This window comes from Glaciihabitans sp. UYNi722 (assembly GCF_040549465.1).
Lineage (GTDB): Bacteria > Actinomycetota > Actinomycetes > Actinomycetales > Microbacteriaceae > Lacisediminihabitans.
In genome coordinates this window covers 17,598-37,365 of the sequence record NZ_JBEPTL010000015.1, presented here as the reverse complement: position 1 = coordinate 37,365, position 19,768 = coordinate 17,598, and the positions used below count along the sequence as shown (strand labels likewise).

Sequence of the window (19,768 nt, the reverse complement as noted above, 5' to 3'; positions counted from 1 at the left end):
GGCGAGGCGCTTCGAGCGCTGTCGATCTTGCTCCGTCGTGGCTGTACGAACCTCACCGGCGTTCACCCCTGTTCGGAGTGTCACGCCTGGCACGTCACTTCGAAGCGGCATCCAACGATGACGTTGAAGTAGCCTGTCCCGCCAGGCGCTAGGGCTCTGTCGCGTGCTCAGTCCGGTCATTCCGGACATCCGTTAGAAGTGACGGCGCAGTATCTGACCGACGGTGGGAGCGGGTGAGCCCTTGCGGATCGCGCATCCAGGTGCCACGTTCCCTCAACGCGTTATGCACGGGATTGTCCGTGACGCCGAACTGCAACGCGAGCTTGTGGATTGAAAGGCCAGCTTCGTACAAACTTGCGATCTGGGCTTTGTCGCTCTCGCTCAGTTTTGCCTGGTTGCCTAGTCGGATAGGAATGTCAGCTCGGCGCAGGTGATCCTTTACGGTTCCACGATGAATGCCGAACCGGGCAGCAAGGCTAGTCAACGATTCCCCTTGATGGTTTAATGACAAAAGGTCAGTAATCTGTTCTGGAGTCAGTTTTCGCACTCGAACAGGGATTACCCGAGTAGTTGACCTCACGGTCGGGGACGAAGAAGCCGCAAGAATTAGCAGCTCATCTATTAGACGAGTTGCCAAACTGCGATTGCAGTAATTTCGCAGTACCCCCACCAGTGTGTGAAAGCCCCGGTCTTTATGGCCGGGGCTTTTGTGTTGCGACTACCGAGTCGCTATCAGCCGACGACAGTGGAGACGGGCTTGAGGTTGGCCCGCGCCCAGCTCGTGAGCTCTGTGAGCGCCGGCATGAGGGCGGAGCCTGAGTCGGTGAGTGTGTAGCTGACGGCGATGGGCGGACCGTCGTCGACGGTGCGGCGCACCAGGCCGGTCGTGGCGAGTTCGGTGAGGCGCTCGGAGAGAACCGAGTCGCTGATTCCCTCGACGGCGCGGCGAAGCTCGGAGAACGACGCTGCACCATCCATCAGGGTTCCGAGGATGACGCCGTTCCAGCGCTTTCCGAGGAACCCGAAGGCGTGCGCGAGTGCTTTGTCGCAGGTGGGCGCGCTGTGCAATGTGTGCGTGCGGGGCTCGGGATTCACCTCCACATTCTAGTTGGACTAGTCTGAAACGTGCAGCTAGTTTTATCAAAGTAACTTCTGGAAGGAAAGTGCATGACATCCGTGCTCGAGAACCACCCCGCCGTCGCCCCGCAGCGACTGAGCGAAGAGAGTCTCCACACCCTCTTCTCACGCGCGGCGACAGCGAATAGCTTCGCGCCGACACCGGTGACGGATGACGAGCTGAGGTCGATCTGGGACCTCGCCAAATGGCCACCGACTGCTGCGAACTTCCAGCCGATGCGGGTGCTCTTCGTGCAGTCAACCGAAGGTCGCGCGAAGCTGGGCGAATTCATGAACGACAACAACCGGGAGAAGACGCTCGCAGCTCCCGCGGTGGCCGTTCTCGCCTTTGACCGCACGTGGCACGAGAACATCGCGACGACGACCCCTCACCTGGCGCATATGACTGACTACTTTGCCGAGAACGAAGACCCCCGGCTCGACGCAGCGCGAAACAATTCGTGGCTGCAGGCCGGCTACTTCATCCTCGCCATTCGAGCGCTCGGACTCGCCGCAGGACCGATGCTCGGCTTCACGGCAGACGCTATCGATGCCGAGTTTTTCGACGATGGCAGATGGGGAACCTTCCTCGTCATCAACATCGGTCACCCCACCGAGGGTTCGTATCGTGCTCGGCTGCCGCGCCTCGACGCGGAACACACAGTTCACTTCGCGTAGGGACCAACTGTTACCGATCCTGGTCGTCGCCCACGTGCTTGGCGACCAGATCGGCCAGCAGTAGTTCGCAGTGCGCCTGAGAATGCCTGACTAGGGAGTCGCGCGGTAGCGCAAATAGACCACGCCATTGCCGAAGCGGCGCTCCTCCCGCAGTTCGAGCGGGAGACGGACGCCGTCGGGAAGATACCGTGTGCCACCACCGATGACGACCGGATTGATGAACAGGTGGTATTCATCGACCAGGCCGGCCGCGATCGCCTGCGCTGCGAGATGTGGACCGCCCACGCTGATGTCTCGCTCCGCCGTTGCTTTCAGCTGCCGGATCGCGTCGGGGTCGAAGGCTGTCTCGAGACGTGTCCTGGCGCTGGACATCGTCTCCAGCGTGGTCGAGTAGACGACCTTGTCGGCCGACTGCCAGACGCTTGCGAAGTCCTGCATCACGGGGCTCTCGTTCGCGAAGCTGTCCGCGTTCTCCCAGAAGACCATGATCTCGTACATGCGTCGCCCGAGGAGGTAGGTGCCGATGGATCGCTCCAGGTCGTTCACGAAGGCGTGCACCTCTTCGTCGGGTGCGCTCCAGTTGAAGTCACCGTGTTCATCCGCGATGTAGCCGTCGAGGGACATGATGCCGGAATAGATCAGTCTGGCCATGAGTACCTTCAGTGTTTGTGTTTCGCCCGTTTGGCTTTCACCACGGACTGGATCTGTTTCCACAGCTGTCCGTAGGCGAGCGAGACCTCGGCGCTGGGCGCGTAGGTGGCGACCGGGGCGCGCTCTGTTCCCATCCGTTCGATGATGACCGTCGACGGGATGACGATGTCGATCACCTCCCGGCGATCCGTGTGCAGACGTTCGACGGCATCCCGATGGACGGTCTTGCGACGGTCGACCATCGAGAGGAAGCCGAGGATGGGCGCGGGCCTGGCGGATTCGGCCACGATGCCGGTGACCTGGTCGAGCGACCGAAGCGACAGCGGCGAGGGCACAAGTGGCACGACGACCAGGTCGGCGGCGCGCATCGCGTTCTCGGCGACCAGGGAGGCCCCCGGCGGGCAGTCGAGAATTACCAGGTCGTAGTCGTCCGCAATGGTATCCAGTACTTTCTCGATGCGCTGGGTGGACTTCTTCGCGGCGTCGAAGACGAGGTCCAGTTCGCGATAGCTGTCGTCAGCGGGAAGTACGTCGAGTTGCGGATAGGTCGTCGAGCGCACCACCGAGGTCGCCGTCGTCTTGCCGCTGACCAGCGAATCGACGCCGCCCTTGAGCTTCGGTTTCACCTCGAGCAGGTAGGTCGCGGCGCCCTGGGGATCCAGATCCCAGAGCAGCACCCGCAGGTTCTGTGACGCTTCCCAGGCCAGGTTGACGGCGGTGGTCGTCTTCCCGACCCCGCCCTTGATGCTGTAGACCGCGACGACCTTCATGCCCCACATACTAAGAGATCCCGGTAACGGCTGTGCCAAATGAAGGGGATCTGCGCCTCTGAACCGATCCGTGCCCCGAAGATACGGGAGGGGCTACCCGAGAGTGCCTTCATTTGGCACGACGGAGGGCGAGCTGGGTGGCGAGATCCACACCTGCACCCGAGCTGTCATCCATTGGGTGCGCCGTATAGCGTGATGACCATGCCCACCCTGCTTCATCTCGACTCGTCTGCCGACCCGGAGCGCTCGCGGTCGCGCGCCATCACCCGCACCTTCGCCGACGAGTGGCGCAGCCACGGTAACGATTTCACCGTCGTCTACCGTGATCTGCACCTCAACCCGATTCCGCACATCCCGGATGCCGCCCTGCACTGGCCACCACGACTGCGTCCGGAGGGGGCCAAGCCGCCAGCGGATGCCGAGACGCTGCAGCAGGAGTTGATCCTCGAACTCGTCGCCGCCGATGTGCTGCTCGTCGGTGCGCCGATGTACAACTACTCGCTGCCATCGGCGCTGAAGGCGTGGGTCGACTACATCCATGTGCCAGGAGTCACCGCGCCCTTCGACGTAGAGACCCAGCCGCTCGCCGGACGCCCAGCCGTGATTGTGACCAGCAGGGGAGGTTCCTACGAGACAGGGAGTGCGACGGAGGGCTGGGACCACGCGGTTCCGGTGCTCGAACTCATTCTCGGAACGGCGCTCGGGATGACCACATCGGTCATTGCCACGAGCCTGACGCTGGCCGAGAGCATCCCGACGATGGCGGACAGGATCGACCAGAGTCACGCCGAGCTCGAGCAGGCGCACCTCGACGCTGCCGCCATCGCTAAGCGCCTCGCGGAGGCCTGAGCCATGGCATCCGTGGTGCGTGGCATCCGCGAGCCGTGGCATCCGCGAGCCGTGGCATCCGCGGGGCGTGGCTGCGGCCTGTCCGTGTCCATTCTCCGAGCTCTGGGAGAACGCTGGATACCTGAGCCGATCTTCGTCGCGCGGGTAATGTGTGGCGAATCCGAGTAACGAAGAGGCAGGTGCACTGTGCCCGATCCCAACGTAACCCAGCAGAATAGCTCGCAGGATGACGGGGTTCCCGCCCTGTCCATCCGGGGCCTCCGCAAGCGATTCGGTGACAAGGTCGCCGTCGACGGCATCGACCTGGATGTTCCGGCCGGCTCGTTCTACGGACTGGTCGGCCCGAACGGCGCGGGCAAGACCACCACCCTGTCGATGGCCACGGGCCTTCTCAGGCCGGACGCCGGCGAGATCTCGATCCACGGGGTGGATGTCTGGCGCAACCTCATCGAGGCGAAGCGGCTGGTGGGCGTTCTCTCGGACGGGGTTCGGCTCTTCGACAGGCTGACCGGTGAGCAGCTGGTCACCTACTCCGGTCTGCTGTCGGGCATGAGCCGTGACACCGTCTCGGAGCGCGTCGCCGACCTGCTCAGACTCCTCGACCTCGACAGCGCCGCAGGAACCCTTGTCGTCGACTACTCGGCTGGCATGACCAAGAAGATCGCGCTGGCCTGCGCCCTGGTGCATGCTCCACGGTTGCTCGCGCTCGACGAGCCGTTCGAATCGGTCGATCCGGTTTCGGCGGCGAACATCCGCGACATCCTGCAGGGCTATGTACGCTCCGGTGGCACCGTGATCGTGTCGAGTCACGCCATGGACCTCGTGCAGCGGATGTGCGACCACGTCGCTGTGATCGCCGCCGGTCGCGTGCTCGCCGCCGGCACCATCGACGAGGTGCGCGGCGGTTCGACTCTCGAGGATCGTTTCGTCGAGTTGGTCGGCGGACGCCACCACGCGGAGGGGCCGGAATGGTTGCGCATCTCCTAAGGCTTCGCCTGCTCGTTCTCAAGAACTCGCTGTTGAGGAGCCCATGGCAACTCGTCGCGGTGATCATCGGCGGACTCTATGGCCTCGGCCTGCTGCTGTTCGCGGTCATCGGACTGTTCACGCTGAGCGGTGCGCCCATCGAGCTCTCCCGTACCATCGTGATCCTCGCCGGATCGGCCGCGGTGCTCGGCTGGATCATCATCCCGCTCATCGCTTCCGGTGTGGACCAGACGCTCGATCCGGCCCGCCTGGTGACCTTCCCGATCCCCTTCAACCAGCTGCTGCTCGGGCTCGCAGTGTCGGGCGTGCTCGGCGTGCCGGGCATCGTGACCCTGCTGGCGGCCCTCGCCACGGCGGGAACCTGGTGGCGGCATCCCGTCATCGCTCTCGTGGCCATGCTCTGCGGCGTGATCGGCACACTCACCTGCGTGATCGGTGCGCGGATGGTCACCACGCTGAGCTCCAGCTTCTCGTCTGGTCGACGATTCCGGGAGATCGGCAGCATCATCCTCTTCATTCCGCTGGTGTTGCTCGGACCGATCATCATCTCCGTCACCTCAGGTATCAGAAACGTCGCCGATGCTCTGCCCGGATTCGCCGGCGCGCTGTCCTGGACACCACTCGGCGCAATCTGGGCAGTGCCGTCGGAGATCGCACGTGGCTCCTACGGGCCTGCGGCGATCAAGTTCCTCATCGGGATCGTCGTGCTGCTGGCGGTCGCGCTGCTGTGGCGCCGAAGCCTCGCCATCGCACTGGTCAAGCCGGCCCACACCGCCTCCAAGCAGAGAGCGCGAGGTAAACTCGGGTTGCTCGGCCTCGTTCCGGATAGGCCGTGGGGCGCCGTCGCCGCGCGGTCCCTGACCTACTGGGTGCGCGACCCGCGTTATGCGCGCCAACTGCTCATCGTGCCCGTCGTGCCCGTCCTGATGTACTTCTACAGTCACAACGAACAGTCCCTCGGCGTGCTGGTCGCGATGGCTCCGATTGTGGCGCTGTTCCTGTCGCTGTCGATCTTCACCGACCTCTCCTACGACGGAACTGCCTTCGCGACTCACGTGGCCTCTGGCATCCGTGGTGCGGATGACAGGATCGGCCGCGTCGTCGCCCTTGCGACCTTCTCGCTGCCGATCGTCGTCATTTTCTCCATCGCGTCGGTGTGGGCTGCTGACCTGTGGCGACTTCTCCCGGCGCTTCTCGGACTCTCCCTGGGAACGCTGCTCACCGGGTTCGGTATTTCGAGCTTCTCCTCGGCGATCGTCGCGGTTCCGGTGCCGGCACCCGGAGACAATCCATTCAAGTCACCGCCGGGGGCCGGGTTCACGACCACGCTGACCACCTTCGCGACCTGGGGCATCCTCGCGGTGCTCGTCATTCCAGAGGTCGTGCTGCTCATCGTCACGGCGGCAACGCAGCAGGCGCTGATCGGATGGATCGGCCTGGTCGTCGGCGTCGTTCTCGGCTCAGTGCTGATGGTCGTCGGCATCCGTCTCGGTGGCAGGCGACTCGACCTTGGCTCGTCGGAGATGCTCGTACGGTTGCAGCGCCAGCGTTAGCTACTGTCGTTTCTGCGGGCAATCGACGACGTGGTCGTCGATCAGGCCCGTCGCCTCGAGCATGGCGTAGACGATCGTGGAGCCGACGAAGGCGAATCCTCGGCGTTTGAGGTCCTTGCTCAGGCGGTCGGAGAGTTCGGTGGTCGGCGGGAGCTCGCCGAGGGATTTCGGACGGTGCACAATGGTTGCGTCATCCACCCACCCCCACAGATAATCGGCGAATGTTCCACACTCCTGCTGCACGCGGAGGAAGGCCTGCGCGTTCGTGCGAGTGCCATAGATCTTGAGACGGTTGCGGATGATTCCCTCATCGTCGCGCAGCTTCTCGAGCGTCGCATCGGTGAATTGCGCGACCTTCACCGGATCGAAGCCGGCGAAGGCCGCGCGATAGCCCTGACGTCGGTTCAGCACCGTCGACCATGACAGGCCAGCCTGCGCTCCCTCGAGCACCAGCATCTCGAAGAGATAGCGGTCATCGTGGGAGGGGACACCCCACTCCGTGTCGTGATACTGCTGCATGGCGGGCGAACTCTCCGCCCACGGACACCGCCGACCGGGATCATCGCTCATGGGCTCAGGTTAGCGAGATCGACCGACAACTCATTCACGTCGTCTGATCCGTTGCCCGGGTGCTCGCGGGCGGCGGTGATACGATTTGCCACAATCAAGCTCGTTGCCGTTGCCGGGCTGTCAGTCGTGGGCCGGGGTGAGACGAGTAGTGACCAGAGTCGGTTACCTGTGGGTCGGGCCCCTCGAGCACAACGCCGAATTCCAGCGCGACCTGCTCACGAAGCGTGGCGTCGACACGATCTTCGAAGACATCAGCGCGCACGTCGCCACCCCGATACGCACAGAGCTGACAGCGGCGCTCGACCACATCGGCGATGGTGACACCCTGGTCGTCTGGCGGCTCGACCGTCTCGGAAGTACCTCGCCGAATGTGCTCTCGCTGCTCGAACTCCTCGGTCGGAGGGGCGTCGGCGTGACGTCCATCGCCGAGGAGATGGACACCTCGGGCGACGAGGGCAACGCGCTGCTCACAATCATCTCGGCTTTCAATGAACTCGAGCGCTGCCTCATCCGCGAACGGACGATGGTGGGCGTCTACGCCGCACGGGCCCGGGGCAGGGTGGCCGGACGCCCGCGCGCGCTGTCGCCGACGAACGTCGAGCGGGTGCTCATGCTCAAGGAGCAGGGTGCGACGGTGCGTGAGATCTCGCAGGAGCTCGGAACCTCGCGGGCGACCGTTTACCGTGCACTCGAGACCGCGAGCCTCGATCCGGATGGCGCACTCGCCGACAGTGACGAACGAACCTCGCTGACCGTGCGGTTCGCCACCCCGTCGCTCGGCGACTCCGACCCCCTCGCTATGGGTGAACGCTAGAACCGCACAACGCACGAAAAAGATCACAACTGATCACAAAAGCACGTCCTGTGTCTAGCATGGGCTGGTGATCGCCGCCCAACGCCGCAATTTGATCCTCGATTCGCTTCGAGCCGATGGTGCTGTCTCGATCACCTCGCTCGCCGCCGTGCTCGAGTCCTCTGCCGTGACCATCCGGCGGGACCTGGACTATCTCGACTCCGTTGGCAAGCTGACGAGAACACACGGCGGCGCGGTGGCGGGAGAGTCGCCGGTCGAGTCGCCCTATGCCGAGAAGATCGTGCAGGCGATCCCCGAGAAGGAAGCCATCGGACGGCTCGCGGCATCCCTCGTTCACGACGGCGAGGTGCTCATCATCTGGCCGGGAACCACAACGGAGGCGCTCGCCAAACAGCTGCGTCAGCGAACAGGGCTGACGATCATCACCAACTCGCTTCCGGTGGCCCAGGCCTTCGTCGATTCCCCCGGAAACCAAGTGATCATGACCGGGGGAACCCTGCGCGCATCGATCCTCGCGCTGGTCGGCGATGCGAAGAATCGCACCCTGCGCGGCATCCACGCAGACACCACTTTCCTCTCGGGCAACGGCCTGGTCGCCGACTTCGGGCTCTCGACGCCGAACATGGCGGTGGCGGATGCCGACCGGGCGATGGCCGCGTCCGGTAACCAGGTGGTGGTGCTCGCCGACCACACCAAGCTCGGCCTGCGCACCGCCATCCAGACGCTGCCGACCGACTCCATCAGCCAACTGGTCACGGATGCCGGGTCGCCGGCGCACGAGATCGAGAGCCTGTCGCACAAAGGGGTCACCGTGCATATTGCAACAATTGCCTCTGGACTTTCGGACACGTTTTAGCAACAATCCAATGGGGAACGGTTTCGCTTCTGAAACCTATTGCTATGTTTTGAGCGATTCGACTCAAGTCGGAACACTCTGCAACCACATCTAACAAGGAAGTTGGACACCATGATCACGAAACGTAAGGTGCAATCCCTTGCCGGCACGGTCGCGTTCGTCGCGGCTCTCGGACTCGCCCTCGCCGGATGCACCAACACGGGAACGACCGGCGGAAGTTCCTCCGCACCGAAGACCCAGCAGACCGTCAAGCCCTCGGACGGCCCGACCTGTTCGCTCGCCGACTACAAGGGCAAGAAGATCGACCTCAAGAATGCTGTGGTCGGCTTCTCCCAGTCGGAGAAGGAAGACAACCCCTTCCGCATCGCGGAGACCCAGTCGATCACCGACGAGGCTGCGAAGATCGGTGTCAAGAAGTTCATCAAGACCAACGCGCAGTCGACGCTCTCCAAGCAGATCTCCGACATCCAGGACCTGATTTCCCAGGGCGCGAACGTGCTGATCGTCGCCCCGCTGAACTCCGATGGCCTTGAACCGGCGCTCAAGGCTGCCCGTGACAAGAACATCCCGGTGCTTACCGTGGACCGCAAGCTCAACGCCACCGCCTGCACCGACTACGTCTCGTTCCTCGGGTCGAACTTCGTCGAGCAGGGCAAGCGCGCAGCCGACCAGCTGATCAAGGGCACCGGCGGCAAGGGCAATGTCGCGATCCTCCTCGGCTCCTCCGGCAACGGTGTGACCACCGACCGCACTAAGGGTTTCGTCGACCAGCTCACTGCTAAGGCGCCCGACATCAAGATCGTCGCCCAGCAGACCGGTGACTTCGCTCGTGACAAGGGCCAGTCGGTGACCGAGCAGCTGCTGCAGTCGCATCCGGAGATCACCGCGGTCTATGCGGAGAACGACGAGATGGGGCTCGGCGCCCAGGCGGCCATCCTCGCGGCTGGTAAGACCGCAGGCAAAGACATCCAGATTTACTCGATCGACGGAACCAAGAACGCTGTGCAGCAGATCGTGGCCGGTTCGTACAACGGTGTCATCGAGTCGAACCCGCGGTTCGGTCCGCTCGCCTTCGCGACCCTGAAGACCTTCCTCTCCGGAAGCCCTGTCGGCCAGGACATCGTGATCCAGGACTCGGAGTACGATCCTTCCAACGCTGCCAACAAGGTGGATTCCGCCTTCTAAGGCACCTCGGCCAGCGCACCGACGGCATCGCCGCCGGTGCGCTGGCCACGCGAGGTAGCCGTATCAATGACGATCGCAAGGAGGCATGGTCATGACCGACGAGTCCGCCGACCATACAGCCACACCGGTGCTGGAAGCACGAGGGGTGACGAAGAAATTCGCCGGCGTCACCGCCCTCGACTCCGTCGACTTCGCCGTTCGCCCCGGCGAGAGTCTCGCCCTCATGGGGGAGAACGGCGCGGGGAAGTCCACGCTCATCAAGGTGCTCACCGGTGTCTACCAACCGGACGATGGCCAGTTACTGCTCGGTGGAAGTGCCGCAAAATTCGCCCGGCCGCTCGACGCCCAGCGCGCGGGAGTCAGCACGATCTACCAGGAGGTGAACCTGATCCCGCTGATGTCGGTGGCGCAGAACATCTTCCTCGGTCGCGAACCACGAAACCGTTTCGGTCTCATCGACTTCACGCGGATGTACGCGGATGCCCGTGCCCTTCTCGACACCTACGGCATCAATGTCGACGTGCGCAAGCCACTTCGAAGCCTCGCCCTCGGCGTCCAGCAGATGGTCGCACTCGCCCGATCCGTGAGCATCAACGCTCGCGTCGTGATCATGGACGAGCCGACCTCGTCGCTCGAAGCTCGTGAGGTAGAGACGCTGTTTTCGGTGGTCTCGCTGCTCAGGGAGCAGGGTATCGCCATCGTCTACGTCAGCCACCGGATGGACGAGATCTATCGGGTCGCCGAACGCGTAACGGTGCTGCGCGATGGCAGGGTGGTGCACACCGGTGCGCTCAGCGCGCTGCCACGCGTAGAACTCATCTCACTGATGCTCGGACGATCCGTCGAGAAGGTGAAACGCGGCGGGATGACGGCGTTCAGTTCCGTGCACTCCAGCGATGCGCCGCCGGTGCTGGTGGCGAAAGACCTCAGCCGCAAGCATCAGATCGAGGGCATCGGCCTGCATATTCGACCGGGGGAGGTCGTCGGTCTCGGCGGGTTGCTCGGTTCCGGTCGCTCGGAGACTCTCAAAGCTCTCGCCGGCGTGATGCAGCTGGATCGCGGCTCGGTCAGCATCGACGGCAAGGCGGTGCGCAGCGGTTCCGTTCCCGCCGCCATCCGCGCCGGCATCGTGATGCTGCCGGAGGACCGCAAGGTTGAGGGCATCGTGCCGAACCTTTCGGTGCGCGACAACATCGTGCTCGCCGCCCTTCCGCGACTCTCCCGCGGCGGATTCTCCTCCAGGAGCAACCAGGATGCCGTGGTCGACGTCTTCATGAAGCGGCTGCACATCAAGGCATCGAGCCCCGACCAGATCGTGTCGGAGCTCTCCGGCGGAAACCAGCAGAAGGTGATGATCGCCCGCTGGCTGGCCATGAGTCCCAAGGTGCTACTGCTCGACGAGCCGACCAGGGGTATCGACGTCGGCGCCAAGGCGGAGGTGCAGGCACTCATCGACGAGCTGGCCGGTGAGGGGCTCGCGATCGTGCTGGTTTCCTCCGAGGTCGAAGAGGTCGTGGAAGGATCGGCCCGCGTCATCGTGCTACGCGACGGCGAGATCGAAGCAGAGCTCGATGGCGACGACGTCGACGAAGAACACCTCCTCGCCGCGCTCGCCGGCGACGAGGACCAGGCGGGAGACAGCGAATGACCCAGGGATCCGTCACCATCTCGCTGCCGCGCGCCGCGGCAGCACTCAGCATCCTGCAGCGCTACGGCGTCTACATCGCCATCGTCTTCCTGCTGCTCTATAACCTCGTGTTCACGCCCAACTTCTTCCAGCTCGACAACTTCCGCACCCAGTTTGTGCAGGTCGTTCCCGTGCTCATCGTCGCCCTCGGCATGGCCCTGGTGATCGGTACAGAGGGTATCGACCTCTCGGTCGGCGGGGTCATGGCGCTCGCCGCGGCGGTCATCCCGCTCTACATCGGATACGGCCTCATCCCGGTCGTGATCATCGCCATCGTGGTCGGTGCTGTCGTCGGTCTGATCAACGGATCTCTGGTGGCCTTCATTGGGGTGCAACCGATCGTCGCGACCCTCTCGCTCATGGTCGCCGGTCGCGGTATCGCCCTGCTCATCGCGAACGAGCAGCTCAAGTCGGTGATCGATCCGAACCTCCTCGCGATCGGACGTGGATCTATCGTCGGCATCCCTTACAGCGTGATCATCGCCGTCGTGCTGGTTCTCGCCATCGCCCTGCTGGTGAACCGCACCACCTTCGGTAAACAGCTGATAGCGATTGGTGGCAGTCGCCGGGCGGCGGAGCTCTCCGGCCTGCCGGTGAAACGGATACTGCTCTTCACCTATATCCTCTGCGCCGGACTCGCCTCGGTCGCTGGCGTCATCGGCACGGCGCGGCTTGGCGCATCGGTACCTTCGACCCTGGGCAACCTCATCGAGCTGTCGGCGATCACCGCCGTCGTGGTCGGTGGAACACCGCTTACCGGAGGGCAGGTCAAGGTCGCGGGTACCGTCGCAGGCGCGCTGCTGCTGCAGTTCATCAGTGCCACCCTGATCAAACACAATGTGCCGGATGCCTTCTCGCAGATCACGCAGGCGGTCATCATTCTCTTCGCGGTATATCTCCAGCGCGGAAGGGCGTCAGCACGATGAGCGTCGCCATCGAACCCAGCGCGGGACCGACTACCGGCGACCAGGCCCGCCGCGAGCGTATCGCCGGCGTGCTCCAGGGCTACGGTGCAGCGATCGTGCTCGCCCTGCTCGTGATCGTCGCCAGCTTCTCGTTCCCCACCTTTCTCACGCTGAGCAACATCTCGAATATCGCGACGCAATCGTCGTTCCCGCTGATCGTGGCGATCGGCATGACCTTCGTGATTCTCACCGGCGGCATCGACCTCTCGGTGGGCTCGGTCTTCGCTCTCGGTGGAGTGCTCGCCGCCTACGGATCGAGTTTCGGCATCATCGGCGGGCTCGCCCTGCCTCTGCTGGTCTGCGGAGCGATCGGTCTCGCCCAGGGTTTTCTCGTGGCCTACGGCAAGATGGCTCCGTTCATCGTGACGCTGGCCGGACTGCTCGCCGTGCGTGGCCTGGTTCTCGCGGTGACCAACGGCGGGTCGACCACACCGCTCATCAAAGACAAGGCACTCGTCGCCCTCGGGCAGGGTGGCGTGTTCGGCATCCACTGGACGGTGGTGATCGCCGTGATCGGCATTGTGCTCGGAACGGTGCTGCTCACCCGGTCGCGCGGAGGCCAGGCCGTGCTCGCGGTCGGCGGTTCGGAGAGCGCATCCACGTTCATGGGCCTCCCCGTCGCTCGCGTGAAGTTCGGTGTGTACGTGCTCAGCGGCCTCTGCGCGGGACTCGCAGGGGCGCTCAACGCGGCCTATTCGTCATCCGGTGTCCCGACCGTCGGCGTCGGTCTCGAGCTGAGCGCGATCTCTGCGGTGGTGATCGGCGGCACGCTGCTGGTCGGCGGGCGAGGCAGCCTGATTGGGACGCTCGCCGGGGTGCTGCTGTTGGCGGTGATCCAGAACATGATCAACCAGGTCGGGTCACTCAGCTCGTCGGTGCAGTCGGTCGTATCGGGTGTCTTCCTGGCGATCGTGGTGATCATCCAGACGGTGCTGTCGAGAACTCAGCGGCTGTAAGGCGCTCCGTAACCGCCAGTCATTAGCGCTGTTGTTTCGGCGGTCCGTCGCTGTTTCGACAGCAGCGGACCGCCGAAACAACAGCGGATGGATGACGGGAGGGTCGCTCGGTGTTCATCCCCTGCGGCTCACCGCCAGGGCGTCGAGCGCCGGCAACTGCCCCTTCACGATCTTCGTACGCGCCTCGTCAAGGGTGAGCCACCGCGCGTCGTCGATCTCGGGAAAATGCTGGATGCGACCGGAGCGCGGCGGCCACTCGAGATCGAAACTGTTGCTGGTCACCGATTCGACAAAGAAATCGCTCTCAGCGGCGAAGACGGTCACGACCTTGCCTGATGACTGCCGGAAGTCGCCGAGGCGGACGTAGTCGATGTCGGGTGCGGGTGTTCCGATCTCCTCCGCGAACTCGCGCAGGGCGGCGGCGAGGTCGGCCTCGCCCTCGAGCGGCTCGCCCTTCGGGATCGACCAGGCCGCGGCATCCTTCTTCGCCCAGAACGGGCCGCCCATGTGACCGAGCCAGACCTCCACGACGCCGACAGTACTCCGATAAAGCAGGATGCCGCAGCTGCGCACCACGGTCATGCGCCGAAGATCGTGCGATCCAGGTAGGGGTTGCGGAACTTGCCGTTCGGGTCGAGCCGCCCGGCCAGTTCGCGGAACTCCGGGAGTTTCGGATACAGCTCCAAGAGACGCGCAGCGTTCGTCGTGAAGAGCTTTCCCCAGTGCGGGCGGGCGTCGAAAGGAGCCAGTGCGTCCTCCATCAGTGGCAGCAGCTCCTGCACCGCATCATCCTGTTTCCAGGTGAAGTGCAGGCCGACGGTGTCGCGACCGTAGGCGGGACTGAGCCAGAGGTCGTCAGCCCTCATGGTGCGGATCTCGGCGACCATGAGATGCGGTGCCAGCCGGGGCTGAAGGGCGCGCATGGCCTCGATCGCGTCGATGGCGTGCTCGCGCCCGAACAGGTACTCTGACTGCAGTTCCTGCCCGTCACTCGGCGTGAACTCGAGTGTGAAGTGGGCCAGGCGGTTCCACCACGGTCCGGGCACGCCGCCCTGCTCAGTACTGTTGGCACTCGGTCCGTCGGGAAGCGGGTGCATTGCATGGGTGGCCCGTGTCGCGCCGAACAGTTCCTGCTGCTGCGAAGCTGCGGTGCCGACATCCACTCTGCTCTTCAGCCAGACCTGGTTCGCGCCCTGTTCGCCCCAGTCCGTGAACATGCTCACGCTGTAGGCGCTCGAGGTGAGTTCGTTGAAGTGATCGCGCAGCGCAGGCCAGCCGAGGTTCACGAACACATCCTGGCGTACATCGAATGTCGGCTCGATGTCGAGGGTCACGCGCGTGACGATTCCGAGGGCGCCGACGGCCACGACGGTTCCCTCGAAACTGGGATCGCCGCGCTTCACACTCAGCGTGAGGCCGTCGGCGGTGATTAGTTCGAGTCCCGCGACGACAGCCGCGAGGTTGAGGTTGCCGTCGCCCGACCCGTGCGTTCCCGTCGAGATCGCACCGGCCACCGAGATGTGCGGAAGGGAGGCGAGATTGTGGATGGCCCAGCCCGCGTCATTCAGTCGCTCGACGAATTCGCCGTAGCGAGCGCCGGCGTTGACAGTGACAGTGTGTGCCGCCTCGTCGATCGTGAGCTCGGCTGGCAGGTTCTCGAGCGAGACCTGGATGCCGGGGGAGTCGGCCACATCGTTGAAGGAATGCCTGCTGCCGAGAGCCTTCACCTGCTTCGCGCCAGCAATGACATCCTGCAGTTCCTCCACAGAACGCGGCTTCACCAGGCTTTCGGCGCGATAGGTGTAGTTGCCAGCCCAGTTCACTGAAGTCATGACATCAGTTTAGGAAGGATCGGCAGCGGATCAGGGCGCGGCGGTCGGACCTGCGGCGGTGAGTTCCGCAGACTTCCGGCGATTGCGCCGCAGGACCAGGAGCAGCACGATCGCGATCACTCCGAGGAGCGCCAGCCAGGGCAGAAGTACGCCGAGCACAACGATCAGGCCGGAGAAGAAGGCGACGAAGGAGTTCCACCCGGTCAGCAGCCCGGAGAGGAAGGTGTCGGGCAGGTGGGCCGGCGCGGTGGCCGTCGAGCCGAGAGTGAGAGTGATGGTGGAGAGGTCGACCTGGTCGTCGATGGACCGCTTCTCCGACTCGAGGCTCTCCAGGTTGGCTTGGCGATCGGAGAGGGCCGACTCGATGGTGATGAGGTCCGCGGTCGTCGCGGCCTTCGACATCAGGTCGACCAGCCGGTCGACGGAGGCGTGCAGTGCGGTGATCCGTGCCGCGAGGTCCTTGGCGTGCGCGGTCACATCCTGCTTCGAGATCGACAGGTCTTCGACTGTTCCGACCTTCTTGAGCGCGTCGAGTGTCGTCGTGAGTTTCGCCGAAGGGATGCGAACCGTGAGCTGCGCGCTGCCGCGGTCGCCGTCGACCGGTGCTTTCTCGGTGCGGCCGTCCACGCGGCCGCCCGCGTTCTCGACGATCGTCACCGCCTCGTCCGCGGCGGCTGCGGGCCTGTCGACGGTGATCGTCACGGAGCCGGTGGTGATCACCTGTCGGCTGTCGGCATTCTGCGCCGTTGAGGCGGCGCCCTCAGCGGTGTCGACCTTCGATGGACCGGCGGGAGCGACCGCGGATGACCCGCCGCTCGAGCTGCTCGATCCAGCCGAGGACGTGCAGCCCGCCAGCGCGAGCGCGCAGAGTGCCAGTGCCGTAGGAACCAGTAATCGCCTCATGCCCTCACGGTAATGACCGCGTGAACCGCACCGCTACCCAACGTTTCTCACGATTCGCGCGTCACGATTGGCCCATCGCGTCTGGGAGAACTCTGGAAGTCGATCGGCAGGGGTGGCGCGGGGCGAGAAGGGGACTACCGTTCGTTTCAACGATTGAAGGAGGAATCATGGGTTTGCTTGATGATGCCAAGGATGCCGCAGAAGCGACAGGCAAGAAGGTCGGCGACTGGGTAGAGGACACCAAAGATCGCGCCAGCGACAAGGCGGACGAAGCCAAGGCCGAATCAGATGTGAAGAGCGCCGAGCGTGAGCGCGATGCCACGAAGGCCAAGAACGAGTACAAGGAGAACCTGCGCGACTGAGTGGTTCCGACGGGAGGGGTGAGCGGATTCAGATCCGCTCACCCCTCCTTCGTCTTCGGCTCCCCATAGGCTGGGCCGATGAAAACTCGCACCCTCGGCCGTACCGGTCGCACAGTCTCCGTCATCGGCCTCGGCACCTGGCAACTCGGTGCCGACTGGGGTGAGGTGAGCGAACAGGATGCGAGGGCGGTCCTCGACGCGTCCGCAGCGGCGGGCGTCACTCTCTTCGACACTGCCGATGTCTACGGCGACGGTCGCAGCGAGAAGATCATTGGCGGGTACCTCGCCGACAACACCGGCCACTCCATCACCGTCGCCACCAAGATGGGGCGGCGGGATGATCAGGATGCGGCGAACTTCACTCTCGCCAAATTCCGCGAATGGACCGACCGCTCACGCAGCAACCTGCGCGTCGACACGCTGGACCTCGTGCAACTGCACTGCCCGCCGACATCCGTCTTCTCCTCGGATGCCGTCTATGACGCACTCGACACCCTGGTCTCTGACGGGGCGATCGCCAATTACGGCGTGAGTGTGGAGACGGCGGATGAGGCTCTCACCGCGATCGGGCGGCCCGGCGTCGCGACGGTGCAGCTCATCCTGAACGCCTTCCGTCTGAAGCCGCTCGACGCCGTACTGCCCGCCGCCCTCGATGCGGGAGTGGGCATCATCGCCAGGGTGCCGCTGGCATCCGGACTCCTCAGCGGTCGCTACACCGCGGACACCACCTTCCCCGCCGACGACCACCGCACCTACAACCGCGACGGCTCCTCCTTCGATGTGGGCGAGACTTTCTCTGGCGTCGACTTCGGGCAGGGCGTGCGTGCGGCCCAGGAGTTCGCGGCGCTGCTCGCCGACGAACCTGCCACAGCCGGGCTCAGTACCGCGCAGGCCGCCCTCGCCTGGGTCGCGCAGCTCGACGGGGTGAGCGCGGTGATTCCCGGCGCGCGCAACGTCGGGCAGGCCGAGAGCAACGCGGGCGCCGGATCCGTTCCTCAGTTGAGCCCCGCTTTCAGCCTGGCGGTGAACGACATCTACGACCGCTACTTTCGCCAGGCGGTGCACCCACGATGGTGAAACAGGGACGTTTCGGAGACTTCGGGTGGCCGCGATGGGCGTCGGAGAGGCGCAGGATGGGGGAGGGTGGTTCGTGCCACTTCCCCATTACGAGGAATGAAGGTGCTGGCAGGCCCGTTGCACCCGAAGTCGATACATTTGCATAGAGGAGAACCATGTCAAGGATCATGATCGTCGTCGGAAGCGTGCGCCCGGGGCGCATCGGCCTTCCCATCGCCCAGTGGGTTCAGACCGCCGCCGAAGAACACGGCGGTTTCGATATCGATTTTGTCGATCTCGCGGAGCTCAATCTGCCTTTCATGGACGAACCCAACCACCCGCGGCTGCGCCAGTACACCCAGCAGCACACCCTGGATTGGAGCGCGAGAGTGGATTCCGCCGACGGCTTCATCTTCGTGACGCCGGAGTACAACCACAGTTTCTCCCCGGCTCTCAAGAATGCCATCGACTTTCTCTCGCAGGAGTGGTGGCGCAAACCCGTCGGCTTCGTAAGCTACGGCGGCGTCTCCGCCGGAACGCGTGGCGTCATCGCGCTAGAGCCGGCCCTCATCGCCGTCGGACTGGTGCGGGTCGGTGCGGAGGTCGAATTGCCCTTCGCCGGTGGACAGGTCTCCAGCGGTGTTTTCACGCCGGGCGAGAAGGAGTCCGCGATCCTCGGCAAGCTCTTCGAAGAGTTTGCGACCATGGCCGAGGTGCTCAAGCCGCTGCGCTGAGCCGGCGCGAGGTACTCAGGAGGGCTGCACCGGCACCGGCTCGGTATCGGGGATCGGGCTGGCGTCACGACCGCGCAGGTCAGGGTGCGCTCGCCGGAAGATGGTGGGGATGAGGAATCCGAGGGCCGCGAAGCCCGCCGCGATCCAGAAGGCACCAGGCGCGTCGAACCTGTCGATGAGGAACCCGGCGACGGCCGAGCCGATAGCCGCACCGATGAGCTGACCTGTGCCGACCCATCCGTAGGCCTCCGCGGTCTCGCTGAAGCGAACACTTGATGAGACGATCGCGAACATCACGGCGAGGGATGGCGCGATGCCGATGCCCGCAATCAGCAGTGTGACCGCAAGCCACCAGAAGTTGAGCGAGAACGCGGCGAGAGCCATGCCGACGAAGACGGCGAACAGTCGCCGGGCGAGCGCCCATGGCCCGATCGGCAGGTGGCCGAGTGACAGGCCACCGATGAGGGAGCCGACAGCGAACAGCGCGAGAACGATGCCGGACTCCGGACCGCTGTCGCCGAAGGTGGCGACGACGCCGGCTTCGATGGCTGCGCAGGCTCCGACCAGGAGAAAGCCGGTCACCGTCGCCAGCAGCACGGCGGGCTTCGCCAGCACCACGCCGAGGTTGCGCTTGCTGCGCGGGATGCGCACCCGCCCGACCTCCGGCGAGGCCACGAACCAGAGCCCTCCCCCGATAAGGAAGGCCAGCGCGACGAGAATCGCGAGAACCGTGCTGATCTGGGTGGCGATGAGCGTGGTGATGACCGGCCCGACCACCCAGATGACCTCCTGGGCTGAGGCGTCGAGCGAGAACAGCGGCGTGAGCTGGCGCGAGTTGACCATCTTGGGGTAGATGGTGCGCACGGCCGGTTGGATCGGTGGTGTGCTCAGTCCGCCGATGAAACCGATCACCATGTAGAGCGGAATCGGCAGGGAAGGGGCAAGGGCTATGGTGCCGACAGCTGTCGCGCAGACGATCGTCGTGAGGATGAGCACTTTGCGCATGCCCCAGACGCCCATCCAGCGACTGGTGAGCGGACCGGCGATGGCCTGGCCGATACTCGTCGCCGCCAGCACGAGGCCAGCCGCGCCATACGAATGCGAGATGCGTTCGATGTGCAGAAGGTAGGCGAGCGACAGCATTCCGTTGGGAAAGCGGGCCACCAGTTGGGCTCCCATGATGCGCGCCACACCGCGCGTTTTCAGAAGGCTCAGGTAGGTGCTCACGAGGATGCAAGCCTATC

The 19,768-nt window shown here is 64.4% G+C and carries 22 protein-coding genes; 14 read left to right on the top strand and 8 right to left on the bottom strand.

Translation table 11 applies throughout. From position 1 onward, the window contains the following. Window positions 1–732: 732 nt before the first annotated feature. Window positions 733–1,095, bottom strand: a complete 363-nt coding sequence (locus ABIB56_RS11850; protein ID WP_354569420.1) for a winged helix-turn-helix transcriptional regulator — start codon at window positions 1,093–1,095, stop codon at window positions 733–735. A gap of 72 nt (window positions 1,096–1,167) precedes the next feature. On the opposite strand from ABIB56_RS11850, the gene ABIB56_RS11845 reads away from it, so the two are divergent. Next, window positions 1,168–1,794 (top strand): malonic semialdehyde reductase, encoded by a 627-nt coding sequence (locus ABIB56_RS11845; protein ID WP_354569419.1) that lies wholly within the window; start codon window positions 1,168–1,170, stop codon window positions 1,792–1,794. Window positions 1,795–1,884: 90 nt separating this feature from the next. Here the strand turns inward: ABIB56_RS11845 and ABIB56_RS11840 are convergent, their stop codons facing one another. Together ABIB56_RS11840 and ABIB56_RS11835 are read right to left on the bottom strand one after the other, a co-directional pair. Further along, window positions 1,885–2,445 (bottom strand): dihydrofolate reductase family protein, encoded by a 561-nt coding sequence (locus ABIB56_RS11840; RefSeq protein ID WP_354569418.1) that lies wholly within the window; start codon window positions 2,443–2,445, stop codon window positions 1,885–1,887. 8 nt (window positions 2,446–2,453) lie between these two features. Continuing rightward, complete coding sequence (locus ABIB56_RS11835) at window positions 2,454–3,215, bottom strand: ParA family protein (protein WP_354569417.1); 762 nt, start codon at window positions 3,213–3,215, stop codon at window positions 2,454–2,456. Between the two features lie 201 nt (window positions 3,216–3,416). Between ABIB56_RS11835 and ABIB56_RS11830 the strand changes: the two genes are divergently transcribed. From ABIB56_RS11830 to ABIB56_RS11815, 4 genes are read left to right on the top strand one after another with little or no spacing between them, the layout of a single operon-like run. Next, window positions 3,417–4,064 (top strand): FMN-dependent NADH-azoreductase, encoded by a 648-nt coding sequence (locus tag ABIB56_RS11830; RefSeq protein WP_354569416.1) that lies wholly within the window; start codon window positions 3,417–3,419, stop codon window positions 4,062–4,064. A gap of 3 nt (window positions 4,065–4,067) precedes the next feature. After that, complete coding sequence (locus tag ABIB56_RS11825) at window positions 4,068–4,232, top strand: hypothetical protein (protein ID WP_354569415.1); 165 nt, start codon at window positions 4,068–4,070, stop codon at window positions 4,230–4,232. Between the two features lie 18 nt (window positions 4,233–4,250). Next, window positions 4,251–5,051, top strand: coding sequence for an ABC transporter ATP-binding protein (locus tag ABIB56_RS11820; RefSeq protein ID WP_354569414.1), 801 nt, complete (start codon window positions 4,251–4,253; stop codon window positions 5,049–5,051). Further along, window positions 5,033–6,604: a transporter gene (locus tag ABIB56_RS11815; RefSeq protein WP_354569413.1), complete on the top strand. Its 1,572-nt coding sequence runs from the start codon at window positions 5,033–5,035 to the stop codon at window positions 6,602–6,604. The genes ABIB56_RS11820 and ABIB56_RS11815 overlap by 19 nt, the downstream gene beginning before the upstream one ends. Here the strand turns inward: ABIB56_RS11815 and ABIB56_RS11810 are convergent, their stop codons facing one another. Then, window positions 6,605–7,174, bottom strand: coding sequence for a DNA-3-methyladenine glycosylase I (locus ABIB56_RS11810; protein ID WP_354569412.1), 570 nt, complete (start codon window positions 7,172–7,174; stop codon window positions 6,605–6,607). Window positions 7,175–7,322: 148 nt separating this feature from the next. On the opposite strand from ABIB56_RS11810, the gene ABIB56_RS11805 reads away from it, so the two are divergent. The 6 genes from ABIB56_RS11805 to ABIB56_RS11780 all read left to right on the top strand — a co-directional run bounded on the left by ABIB56_RS11805 (window position 7,323) and on the right by ABIB56_RS11780 (window position 13,637). Next, window positions 7,323–7,988, top strand: a complete 666-nt coding sequence (locus ABIB56_RS11805) for a recombinase family protein (RefSeq protein WP_354569411.1) — start codon at window positions 7,323–7,325, stop codon at window positions 7,986–7,988. Window positions 7,989–8,055: 67 nt separating this feature from the next. Continuing rightward, window positions 8,056–8,844 (top strand): DeoR/GlpR family DNA-binding transcription regulator, encoded by a 789-nt coding sequence (locus ABIB56_RS11800; RefSeq protein WP_354569410.1) that lies wholly within the window; start codon window positions 8,056–8,058, stop codon window positions 8,842–8,844. 111 nt (window positions 8,845–8,955) lie between these two features. Further along, window positions 8,956–10,029 (top strand): ABC transporter substrate-binding protein, encoded by a 1,074-nt coding sequence (locus ABIB56_RS11795; RefSeq protein ID WP_354569409.1) that lies wholly within the window; start codon window positions 8,956–8,958, stop codon window positions 10,027–10,029. Between the two features lie 91 nt (window positions 10,030–10,120). After that, window positions 10,121–11,677: a sugar ABC transporter ATP-binding protein gene (locus ABIB56_RS11790; RefSeq protein ID WP_354569408.1), complete on the top strand. Its 1,557-nt coding sequence runs from the start codon at window positions 10,121–10,123 to the stop codon at window positions 11,675–11,677. Next, complete coding sequence (locus ABIB56_RS11785) at window positions 11,674–12,642, top strand: ABC transporter permease (protein WP_354569407.1); 969 nt, start codon at window positions 11,674–11,676, stop codon at window positions 12,640–12,642. The genes ABIB56_RS11790 and ABIB56_RS11785 overlap by 4 nt, the downstream gene beginning before the upstream one ends. Further along, a complete protein-coding gene (locus tag ABIB56_RS11780; protein ID WP_354569406.1) occupies window positions 12,639–13,637 on the top strand; it encodes an ABC transporter permease in 999 nt (332 codons plus the stop codon). Before ABIB56_RS11785 ends, ABIB56_RS11780 begins: the two co-directional genes overlap by 4 nt. Window positions 13,638–13,751: 114 nt before the next feature. Here ABIB56_RS11780 and ABIB56_RS11775 read toward each other — a convergent pair whose 3' ends face one another. The 3 genes from ABIB56_RS11775 to ABIB56_RS11765 are packed head-to-tail and all read right to left on the bottom strand — an operon-like array spanning window position 13,752 to window position 16,372. Continuing rightward, window positions 13,752–14,219 (bottom strand): NUDIX hydrolase, encoded by a 468-nt coding sequence (locus tag ABIB56_RS11775; RefSeq protein ID WP_354569405.1) that lies wholly within the window; start codon window positions 14,217–14,219, stop codon window positions 13,752–13,754. After that, window positions 14,216–15,469, bottom strand: coding sequence for a D-arabinono-1,4-lactone oxidase (locus ABIB56_RS11770; protein WP_354569404.1), 1,254 nt, complete (start codon window positions 15,467–15,469; stop codon window positions 14,216–14,218). The genes ABIB56_RS11775 and ABIB56_RS11770 overlap by 4 nt, the downstream gene beginning before the upstream one ends. A 30-nt stretch (window positions 15,470–15,499) precedes the next feature. Continuing rightward, window positions 15,500–16,372, bottom strand: coding sequence for a DUF4349 domain-containing protein (locus ABIB56_RS11765; RefSeq protein ID WP_354569403.1), 873 nt, complete (start codon window positions 16,370–16,372; stop codon window positions 15,500–15,502). A 167-nt stretch (window positions 16,373–16,539) separates the two neighbouring features. Between ABIB56_RS11765 and ABIB56_RS11760 the strand changes: the two genes are divergently transcribed. The 3 genes from ABIB56_RS11760 (at window position 16,540) to ABIB56_RS11750 (ending at window position 18,524) form a co-directional block, all read left to right on the top strand. Continuing rightward, a complete protein-coding gene (locus ABIB56_RS11760) occupies window positions 16,540–16,734 on the top strand; it encodes a hypothetical protein (RefSeq protein WP_354569402.1) in 195 nt (64 codons plus the stop codon). A gap of 78 nt (window positions 16,735–16,812) precedes the next feature. After that, a complete protein-coding gene (locus ABIB56_RS11755; RefSeq protein WP_354569401.1) occupies window positions 16,813–17,811 on the top strand; it encodes an aldo/keto reductase in 999 nt (332 codons plus the stop codon). A 155-nt stretch (window positions 17,812–17,966) separates the two neighbouring features. Next, entirely contained in the window at window positions 17,967–18,524 is a 558-nt protein-coding gene (locus ABIB56_RS11750) for an NADPH-dependent FMN reductase (RefSeq protein WP_354569400.1), read from the top strand. A 15-nt stretch (window positions 18,525–18,539) separates the two neighbouring features. Here the strand turns inward: ABIB56_RS11750 and ABIB56_RS11745 are convergent, their stop codons facing one another. Further along, complete coding sequence (locus ABIB56_RS11745) at window positions 18,540–19,751, bottom strand: MFS transporter (RefSeq protein WP_354569399.1); 1,212 nt, start codon at window positions 19,749–19,751, stop codon at window positions 18,540–18,542. Window positions 19,752–19,768 lie beyond the last annotated feature (17 nt).